The sequence below is a fragment of the Trichocoleus sp. DQ-A3 genome (genome assembly GCF_039961975.1).
GTDB lineage: Bacteria > Cyanobacteriota > Cyanobacteriia > Cyanobacteriales > FACHB-T130 > FACHB-T130.
This window is the reverse complement of the sequence record NZ_JAMPKC010000014.1, coordinates 135,458-143,468: the sequence shown is the minus strand read 5'-3', so window position 1 is coordinate 143,468 and position 8,011 is coordinate 135,458. Positions and strand designations below refer to the sequence as shown.

8 protein-coding genes are annotated in these 8,011 nt (G+C 46.1%); 5 read left to right on the top strand and 3 right to left on the bottom strand.

Going from position 1 to position 8,011, the window contains the following annotated elements; translation table 11 throughout:
• Positions 1-267: 267 nt before the first annotated feature.
• From NDI44_RS19370 to NDI44_RS19355, 4 genes are all read left to right on the top strand, one after another.
• Positions 268-1,110: a sulfurtransferase gene (locus NDI44_RS19370; RefSeq protein ID WP_190414140.1), complete on the top strand. Its 843-nt coding sequence runs from the start codon at positions 268-270 to the stop codon at positions 1,108-1,110.
• Positions 1,111-1,428: 318 nt separating this feature from the next.
• The gene (locus NDI44_RS19365; RefSeq protein ID WP_190414139.1) at positions 1,429-1,950 is read left to right on the top strand and encodes an NYN domain-containing protein; all 522 of its coding nucleotides are present in this window, start codon (positions 1,429-1,431) and stop codon (positions 1,948-1,950) included.
• Positions 1,951-2,045: 95 nt separating this feature from the next.
• A complete protein-coding gene (locus NDI44_RS19360) occupies positions 2,046-3,656 on the top strand; it encodes a 2-isopropylmalate synthase (RefSeq protein ID WP_190414137.1) in 1,611 nt (536 codons plus the stop codon).
• A gap of 92 nt (positions 3,657-3,748) precedes the next feature.
• On the top strand, positions 3,749-4,543 hold the full coding sequence (locus NDI44_RS19355) for a class I SAM-dependent methyltransferase (protein ID WP_190414135.1): 795 nt from the start codon (positions 3,749-3,751) through the stop codon (positions 4,541-4,543).
• A gap of 210 nt (positions 4,544-4,753) precedes the next feature.
• Here the strand turns inward: NDI44_RS19355 and obgE are convergent, their stop codons facing one another.
• Positions 4,754-5,773, bottom strand: a complete 1,020-nt coding sequence (obgE, locus tag NDI44_RS19350) for a GTPase ObgE (RefSeq protein WP_190414133.1) — start codon at positions 5,771-5,773, stop codon at positions 4,754-4,756.
• 107 nt (positions 5,774-5,880) lie between these two features.
• Positions 5,881-6,567, bottom strand: a complete 687-nt coding sequence (locus tag NDI44_RS19345) for a Mo-dependent nitrogenase C-terminal domain-containing protein (protein ID WP_190414131.1) — start codon at positions 6,565-6,567, stop codon at positions 5,881-5,883.
• 116 nt (positions 6,568-6,683) lie between these two features.
• Here NDI44_RS19345 and NDI44_RS19340 point away from each other — a divergent pair, with 116 nt between their 5' ends.
• Complete coding sequence (locus NDI44_RS19340) at positions 6,684-7,052, top strand: EamA family transporter (protein WP_190414128.1); 369 nt, start codon at positions 6,684-6,686, stop codon at positions 7,050-7,052.
• 107 nt (positions 7,053-7,159) lie between these two features.
• On the opposite strand, the gene NDI44_RS19335 is transcribed toward NDI44_RS19340, so the two are convergent.
• Positions 7,160-7,846, bottom strand: a complete 687-nt coding sequence (locus NDI44_RS19335; protein WP_190414126.1) for a ComF family protein — start codon at positions 7,844-7,846, stop codon at positions 7,160-7,162.
• Positions 7,847-8,011 lie beyond the last annotated feature (165 nt).

Below are 8,011 nucleotides of genomic sequence, written 5' to 3'. Positions count from 1 at the left end.
TTTCGGACAGCGATGTCTTTCCGTTTTATGGAGTGGGTGAACGCTAATCGAGATGTATTCTCAGCCTATAAAGCTGCTTTGGGTTTTATTTGGGCTTGAAATCTGTTTAAGTCTCGCTAACTCTATAAATTGTAAGTGAGTCGCATGGATACTTGGAGTTGAATTCTAAACAGAAACGCGATAGCTTCTCCACTATTGCCGTGGCAACACAGATGCGATCGCTCCCTGAAGACTTGTACACTGTTTTGATTGCAAACAGTCAAGTCAATGACCGATACCCCTTTTGTCGTTTCCGCCCAGTGGCTTTCCGAACACCTGAACCTTAGCGCAGCGGCTCCGGAGCTTTCGCAAGTTATCGTTGTGGATTGTCGCTTTTCCCTTGCCAATCCGGAATTGGGACACCAGCAGTATCTCACCAGTCACATTCCCGGTGCCTACTATCTGGATCTCAACAAAGACCTTTCTGCACCCGTCGGACAGCACGGGGGAAGGCATCCATTGCCCAATCCCGATGAATTAGCAAAGAAGTTAGCAGCCATTGGAGTAAATTTTCAGGAAACCTTGGTTGTTGCCTATGATGATTCCCGATTTGCCTTTGCTGCACGTCTCTGGTGGCTGTTGCGCTACCTAGGGCACGATCGCGTGGCTTTGTTAGATGGCGGCTTTTCGGGATGGCAGGCAGAGGAATATCCGGTTACAGACGTGCTTCCAACGCCACACAGAGGCAAGTTTGTGCCTCAGGTGCGACAAGACTGGGTAGTAGATATTGAAACCGTCAAAGCTAGAAAAGACTTGCCAGGAGTGGTATTGGTAGATTCGCGGGAAGGCGATCGCTTTTCTGGCGAACAAGAACCCATTGATCCAATTGCCGGTCATATCCCCGGAGCCGTAAACTATCCTTGGCAGGAAGTATCGAGTAGTCAATCTTACCTACGACCGATGACGGAACAACGCGCACGATGGGTAGGCTTAGAGCAAGCTGAGGAGGTTTTAGTCTACTGTGGTTCTGGCGTTACCGCCTGCGTAAATCTGTTGTCTTTAGAAATAGCGGGAGTTCATACGGGCAAGCTATATGCTGGTAGTTGGAGTGATTGGTGTTCTTACCTGTAAATACTATAAAGGCAGTGCTTAAGTACTTGCCCTAACTATACGATAGTGTCCACTAGGACAGTAATAGAGTCCTCAACTAAGGTAGAGTTTAAAGAAGAAGTTATGTTTGACTTTATCGGTGCTGTTCCCCTTTTTCGACTTTAATCGCCGATTTTGCCCGAAAAACCTCCTGAATGCCAGCAGGTTTTGGTGAGATCCGGAAAGATAAAAAAGAATAGGGATTGCACTAAAGTACTTATGAATAAATATTCGTAACAAATTGCTAGAATAAATCATTCCACTAAAATTCTTTTCTACAAATTTTAGGTTTTAGTTTCTATGGCTTTCTTAATGAACCGTCTTTCTATTTTTGTAGACGGGAACAATATGTTCTACGCTCAACAAAAAAATGGTTGGTTTTTCGATCCTAGGCGAGTATTGGAATACTTTAGAAAGGAACAGCCCGATACAAATCTCATCAACGCCTTCTGGTACACCGGGCTAAAAGATCCGCAGGATCAGCGAGGATTTCGAGACGCACTAATTAGTTTGGGATACACCGTCCGTACAAAAATTCTTAAAGAATATTACGATGACACTTCCGGTCGCTATTCGCAAAAGGCGAACTTAGATATTGAAATTGTTGTTGATATGTTTAATACAGTAGAACAGTACGATCGAGTAGTTTTATTCAGTGGAGATGGCGATTTTGAAAGAGCCATCGAACTGTTACGTTCTAAAAATACGCATATTACAGTAGTTTCCACAGAAGGAATGATAGCGAGAGAGCTAAGAAACGCTACAGACCGCTACATAGACCTGAATGAAATTCGGGAATTTATTGAAAAAACTGAATATTAGTCTTCAAACCTTAGTTTTTTTGGCTATAACTAATTAGCAAGAACTAATGACTAACGGCGAATGAATCAAACTTGAAGGATGTGTTTTTTTGACCTATGAACGTTGAACCTAGCCAAGACCGGATTATTATTTTCGATACGACCCTTCGAGATGGGGAACAGTGCCCCGGCGCAACTCTGAATGTAGACGAAAAGCTGAGTATCGCGCGACAATTGGCTCGTTTGGGCGTGGATGTGATTGAAGCGGGGTTCGCTTATGCTAGCCCAGGAGATTTCGAGGCAGTTCAGAAAATTGCCAAGACAGTCGGGACAGAAGATGGCCCGGTTATCTGTAGTTTGGCAAGAGCGATCAAAGCAGATATTGAAGCCGCGGCAGAAGCGCTAAAACCGGCGGTAAAAGGTAGGATTCACACCTTTATTTCGACATCTGATATTCACTTAGAATATCAGCTAAGAAAGACAAGGGCTGAAGTGTTAGCGATCGCAGAAGAAATGGTCGCCTACGCTAAATCCTTCATGGACGATGTAGAATTCTCCCCAATGGATGCCGCTCGCTCCGATCCAGAGTTCCTCTACCAAGTGCTAGAGCGGACAATTGCGGCGGGTGCCAAAACTGTCAATATTCCCGATACCGTTGGTTACATGACTCCCAGCGAGTTTGGTGACTTAATTAAGGGAATTAAAGAGAATGTGCCGAATATTGACCAAGCAATCATTTCCGTACACGGTCATAATGACTTAGGCTTGGCGGTGGCGAACTTCTTGGAAGCCGTGAAAAATGGCGCACGACAGCTAGAATGCACCATTAACGGCATTGGCGAAAGAGCCGGGAATGCTTCACTCGAAGAATTGGTGATGGCACTCCATGTCCGGCGTCAGTATTACAATCCATTTTTAGGACGCCCAGAGGAGTCAGAAGAACCCCTCACGAATATTGACACAAAGCAGATTTACAAAACATCTCGGTTAGTTTCTAACTTAACAGGGATGTTGGTGCAGCCGAATAAAGCAATTGTGGGCGCAAATGCTTTTGCACACGAGTCTGGCATTCACCAAGATGGGGTGCTGAAAAACAAGCTCACCTACGAAATTATGGATGCCCAATCTATCGGTTTAACCGATAATCAGATTGTACTGGGCAAACATTCCGGTCGCCATGCCTTCAGCGCTCGACTGAAAGAATTGGGGTTTGAACTATCAGAAAGCGAGTTAAATAAAGCCTTTCTGAAATTCAAAGACTTAGCGGATAAAAAGAAAGAAATCACCGATTGGGATTTGGAAGCGATCGCCAACGATGAAATCCAACAAGCCCCGGAAATTTTCCGCTTAGAATTGGTGCAAGTCTCTTGCGGCAGCAACTCTCAGCCCACCGCAACCGTTACACTTCGCACTCCCGCAGGCGAAGAACTCACCGACGCCGCCATCGGGACGGGACCCGTAGATGCCGTTTACAAGGCAATCAACCGCGTCGTCAACGTCCCCAACCAACTGATTGAATTTTCCGTTCAATCGGTAACGGCTGGAATTGACGCCATCGGAGAAGTCACGATTCGCCTACGGCACCAAGATCGAGTATTTTCCGGTCATGCTGCCAACACCGATATCATCGTCGCCTCCGCCCAAGCCTATGTCAACGCCCTGAATCGCTTGTATGTTGCCTTGGAAAAAGAAGAGACGCGATCGGTAGTAATCTCCCAAAAAGTATAAACCGCAAACAGCCATAGAGGTACGCAAAGTGAGAAAATCCTTTGCGTACCTTTGCGTTTACCTTTGCGAACCTTTGCGTTTAATTCTTAATTATGGATATTTTTGACAAAGAGAAAAAATTCCACGATCAATGGGCATCTACTATTGATGTAGATGGAATCAAGGTCAAAGATTATTTTGAAGCTTGTACTGCCCCTGAAAACCGTTTCATCCTCAGGCAACTGGGAGATATCAGAGGCAAAAAGCTTCTCGATTTAGGGTGTGGCGCTGGGGAAAATAGCGTTTACTTTGCCAAAAAAGGGGCGCTGTGCGTGGCATCTGACTACTCTCCCGGCATGGTGGAAGTCGCCCTACAACTGGCAGAGAAAAACGGCGTCGAGATTGAGGGGCGAACCATGAATGCGATCGCGCTCGATTGCCCCGATAATAGTTTTGATATTGTCTACGCCTCGAATTTGTTGCACCATTTACCCAATCCGAAACTCGCCATTCGGGAAATGCACCGGGTGCTTAAACCGGGTGGAAAAGCTTGTTTTTGGGACCCTCTGAAACACAATCCAGTCATTAATGTGTACCGCCGGATTGCGACGAAAGTGCGGACTGAAGATGAAACGCCCCTGGATATTAATATTGTCAATTTTGTAAAATCCCAGTTTTCAGAAACGTCTTACGATACGTTTTGGTTGGCAACGCTGTGGATTTTTCTACGCTTCTATTTAATTGAAAAAATCGATCCGAATAAGGAACGTTACTGGAAGAAAATTATTATTGAACATGAAAGATTGGCACCCAATTATCAACGTTTAGAAAAGATGGATGGCGTTTTAAAAAAGATTCCTTTAATGAAGCGTTTTGCCTGGAATCTTGCTGTAGTCGCAACGAAATAATTTGTATTTTTCAAGTAAGCGGAGGATGAGATTAATTACTGAAAATTGTTAGCTTGTTTTGAGAAAAAACTCACACTGGTTAGGTTTCTAACCTCAAACGAAGCTAAGAATTCAGTAATTTGTAAGCGTTATTAGGACTAATCCCCAGCAAAAGTCACAAGTAAAAATTAAAAATGAAAGATAAATTCTTGCATTTTTAATTTTTAGTTATTAATGATTAATGGTGGCTAGTTCATCCAGTTGAGCGAGGGTCTGCCAAACTTCGTGCAACATTTGATCTAGCCCAATGCCAGCAACCCCTGAAATCAGGAATACGGGTGCATGACTTAACTGACGAAGCTGTTGCGCGATCGCTTCCACATCACGATCGGGATCGATAGCATCCACCTTGTTCAGCGCCACAATCTGCGGACGATTTGCTAGTCCGCGACCGTAAGAGTGCAGCTCCTGCTGTATCGTTTGATACGCAACAATGGGATCTTCGCTAGTCCCATCAATCAAGTGTAGCAGTAATCGGGTACGCTCGATATGACGCAAAAAGTCGTGTCCCAACCCGGCACCCATATGGGCACCCTCAATTAAACCTGGAATATCAGCAAATACGGTGCCGTCACCGCTGGGTTTGCGTACCACCCCCAGATTCGGCACCAACGTTGTAAAAGGATAATCTGCTACCTTCGGTCGTGCCGCTGAAATCGCCGAAATCAGCGTAGACTTACCGGCATTGGGTAAACCAATAATCCCCACCTCAGCTAAGAGCTTCAGTTCTAAACGCAGCTGCCGTTTTTCACCTGGCAATCCGTCTAAAGCATAATCCGGCGCTCGATTGCGGTTGCTCAAAAAGTGCTGATTTCCCAAACCCCCCTTGCCACCCTTCGCCACACAGAAAGTTTGCCCTGTCTCGACCAAATCGCTCAGCAACTCATCCGTTTCGGCATCATAAACCATCGTGCCACGGGGAACATGAATCACGCGATCGCGTCCCGCTGCACCCGTGCGATTATTTGGCCCTCCCCGCGAACCGTCTTCAGCCTTGAAACGATGGGTATACTTGAAGTCCAGCAAGGTTTGCAAATTCTCAACCACCTCTAGAATCAGCGAACCACCGCGACCGCCATTCCCCCCGGATGGCCCCCCAGCTGGCACATATTTTTCCCGTCGGAAAGCGACAATTCCATCGCCCCCTTTCCCCGCCTCCACTTCAACTTCTACCTGATCGATAAATTGCATAAATTTCCTTTGCTAATTGCTAATTGTTACTGATTGATCGTTTGCTCCGGGATGCCATGAACCATGAACCATGAATCATGAACCATTAGCCATTAGCCAGTCTTCCACTAACAATACGGTGACACATCTTCACCACAATCATCCGCCAAATAGGATAAAGCGCGGAAGCGCAAACCTACTAACTGTTCGTAGATGGGATTGAGCTTACACAGCGGTGGAATGTGGACAATTTTGTGACCAAATAGCTTGACATCGCGCTCAAACGGGCACTGGGCAGGAATCATTTTGCACAAGAATCTCGCCAATCGTGGATCGTGAATTTCTAGCCCATCTAGCCATACCCGTACTGGGCGCAGCACATCCCGCTGCCGAATCCGAGCCGCTGCTCCTTTGTCCGAGTCAGCGGAAATCTCGCTTTCTGAGGTAGGAATCAGGGTTTGCCGCAGCAATGAAAGCGCTTTCGGCTGCTGTCCTAATGCCTCACAAAACTGGAATAGCAATTCATCCTCGCTGGAGGAATAAACGCCATCTGCGACTGCCACCATCACAGCGGTACGCAGGAAATCTTCTGCGCTTCTGGCATCTTGCCTAAAAGCCGCTGCTAATTCATCGGCAGTAATCGGTTCGAGCGATCCCAAATCCATTGTGGGCGCTACTTGGTTCTGAGTCAGCGATGAAATTAATTTCTGTTCTTCGGCGTCAAAATTGCCGTCTGCCCAAGCAACCATTAGCAAGCCGCGTATCCAAACCGCCATTTGCTCGCTGGTATAGGGAGACTGAAGTACGCTCGTCATAACACTCTGATTTGCTTGAATTTACGTTGCGATCCCTTTGAGTCGATTCTAGCTCTGGCTCAGCCTCGGATGGCTGTAAACTTAGAGACGGATCTCCTCACTTTATTGATATTTCTGTGAATTCACCAGAATTTGGGTTATTCCTGATTTCGATCCTAGCGAGCGTTGCAGGGCAATTTTTGCTCAAAGCTGGAGCTTTGAAGTTAGGCAGAGTCAATGCAGCTAATTGGATCGGTCATCTTTTCAGCATTCTCGGTACACCAGAACTTCTAGCGGGTCTGGCTTGCTATGGTTTAGGGGCTTTTGTTTATATTTTGCTACTGACGCGGGTGAATCTCAGCATCGCTGGCCCTGCGGTAAGTCTGACTTATGTATTCTCTGTGCTGCTGGGTTATTTTATTTTCCGAGAAGCGATTCCTTTGAGCCGCGTGGTGGGTTTGGGTCTGATTATCAGCGGCGTGGTGTTAGTGATTTGGAAAAATTAAATTTCGTGCATTACGCCCTGCGCCACTTTTTCTTAACCCCTATTGATTGGGCGAAAATACAGAAAGTTGCACACCGGGTGTCATTAGTAATTGCTAATTGGATTGTATCAACCATCATCCTTCACCCTTTTAGGAGTCGCGACTGCAACTAAACCATATACTCGGATGCCATGTTGTGCGAGCGTTTGAGCCGCAGATTGAGCCGTCGCTCCTGTCGTATAAATGTCATCTAATAACAACACTGGCGTAGATGGACGGCTACGAAGAAATTCTTTTCCAAGGGAGAAAGCGCCAGCTAAGTTTTTTTCTCGCTCGGTGCCAGATAAGCTAAACTGAGCCTCTGTCGCCCGTACCCGTTCCAAACCCAGAGATCGCATGGGGTAGCCGGTATAATCGCAAAAGCTTTGAGCCAGTAAATCTGCCTGATTGTAGCCTCGCTGACTCACTTTGGAGGGGTGCATGGGGATGGGCACTACGGTTAATTTGAGCTGAGCGGATACCGGAGAATTCAGCCATGCTTGAGCAAGCCAATGACCCAACGGACGAGCCAGTTGGGGATGGTTTTCATATTTTAGGGCAGCGATCGCTCTCTTCATTGCCCCTCCATATCCGCCCCAAGCAAACACGGGTAGTTGCCCTTGCCAAAATTGGTTAGGATTGGACATCTGACAGCGTTGCAGTTGCCGCTGACAGTCTTCGCAAAATTCTTGAGAAGTCGGGCGCTGGCAGAGTGGGCAGTTGGACTTCAGAAATAGATTTAGCAAACCTTTTACAGTCTGGCTCCAATGCCCCATCGTCAATACCTCATCCTTGGGGAAGATTTCTTTAAAATAAAAATAGGTTTTTGAGCGATCGCGCAAGTAACGTCTAGCTTAATCTTTTACAAAATTAATGAATTTAACTTTAAGAATCAGAGTTTTTTTAAACTTTCACACCGAATTACACCAAAAAATTAGCTG

Coding starts and splice junctions, on each gene's coding strand:
- NDI44_RS19370 (WP_190414140.1), top strand. CDS start 268: ATGACCGATACCCCTTTTGTCGTTTCCGCCCAGTGGCTTTCCGAACAC.
- NDI44_RS19365 (WP_190414139.1), top strand. CDS start 1,429: ATGGCTTTCTTAATGAACCGTCTTTCTATTTTTGTAGACGGGAACAAT.
- NDI44_RS19360 (WP_190414137.1), top strand. CDS start 2,046: ATGAACGTTGAACCTAGCCAAGACCGGATTATTATTTTCGATACGACC.
- NDI44_RS19355 (WP_190414135.1), top strand. CDS start 3,749: ATGGATATTTTTGACAAAGAGAAAAAATTCCACGATCAATGGGCATCT.
- obgE (WP_190414133.1), bottom strand. CDS start 5,773: ATGCAATTTATCGATCAGGTAGAAGTTGAAGTGGAGGCGGGGAAAGGG.
- NDI44_RS19345 (WP_190414131.1), bottom strand. CDS start 6,567: ATGACGAGCGTACTTCAGTCTCCCTATACCAGCGAGCAAATGGCGGTT.
- NDI44_RS19335 (WP_190414126.1), bottom strand. CDS start 7,846: ATGGGGCATTGGAGCCAGACTGTAAAAGGTTTGCTAAATCTATTTCTG.